This is a genomic window from Bradyrhizobium sp. Mp27 (assembly GCF_029953005.1).
Lineage (GTDB): Bacteria > Pseudomonadota > Alphaproteobacteria > Rhizobiales > Xanthobacteraceae > Bradyrhizobium > Bradyrhizobium barranii.
Genome location: NZ_JASAUS010000528.1, coordinates 1 through 1,058 on the forward strand (window position 1 = coordinate 1; position 1,058 = coordinate 1,058).

Below are 1,058 nucleotides of genomic sequence, written 5' to 3' on the forward strand. Positions count from 1 at the left end.
CATGGTCGATTTCCACGGCTCGGGCAATTTGCAGCACGGCTTGGTCCAAGAAGCGTTCTGTTCCGGCCTCTTCAACCGAAAGACGACCGATATCGACCAAAATGCGGATATGGCGCCGGAGTTTGTCCAGCACATCGCCCTCAGTGTGTTCGGCCGGGTGGTCCTCCATTCGTTTCTAACATCGGGCCTCATGAATTGTGCCTAAGCGCGAGACCGTACAATAGGAACGAAACAGGGAACCTCCGCTCCAATGCGGGTTTGGTTCTCCAGACAAAACAGCGAGAGCGAAAATGGGAAACAGTGGCGTCGGAATGCTACTCGGCGATACCTCAATGACGGCGCTCTGGATGATGTTTATCGGCGCCTTCATCTTGGGTGGCACAATTCTCTATGGCGTCATAAAGACGGGAAGGCTGCGCCGCAGCGAGCGTGCGCAGCTCGATCGAAACACAGAGATGGCGCAGCGCCGGGACGACCCGGAGAAAAGAGCCGCTCGTTAAGCGATCGGCGCGTCGACCGGTCAAATGTAAGATTTAGGCTGGGGCGTCTACACATAATTCCGCGATGTCCGCTTATTCCCTAACAGCCGCACGGAAGCGGACAATGCGCGAGGTCCGAAGTACAGGCTTAAAAGATTGTTCTCCAAAACGCTCGAACGCTACGCCCGCAATGGGTCACAACCGACCGTCGAAGCGAGCGCGGGTCCACGTCTGCTCTACCAGCGATAGACGTATGACACAGGATCAGCGGGGTTCGGTTCAGGGCCACTTCCGGACACGGCGCGACTGGTTGGCCTCGATGAGCCGGTCACCCTTTCCATGCAGGATCCTAACGCACGCAAGGCGCGGCGGCATCGCCCCTTTCGAAGTCCGCGTTTGCGTCCATCCTTTTCCGCAGCGGGTACGGCTTCAGTTATCGACCCGGCAGAGCCGTGAGCTCTCGGGGGGGCTTGATGCGCCAGAACGGATATGCCGCCAATTCTTTCGAATGCTGCCCGAACATATCGACCCGTCTGCTTGTAAACTCCGTAATGACGCCGAAAAATTCAGTTGGTGACC

Annotated in this window: 1 protein-coding gene; it reads left to right on the forward strand. The window is 57.4% G+C overall.

Annotation, left to right across the window (positions count from 1 at the left end):
* Positions 1 to 332: 332 nt before the first annotated feature.
* Entirely contained in the window at positions 333 to 500 is a 168-nt protein-coding gene (locus QJT78_RS51535) for a hypothetical protein (protein WP_253579379.1), read from the forward strand.
* The last annotated feature ends 558 nt before the right edge of the window (positions 501 to 1,058 follow it).

Excerpts from the sequence above, each read along its gene's own strand:
- QJT78_RS51535 (WP_253579379.1), top strand. The coding sequence starts at position 333 with ATGACGGCGCTCTGGATGATGTTTATCGGCGCCTTCATCTTGGGTGGC.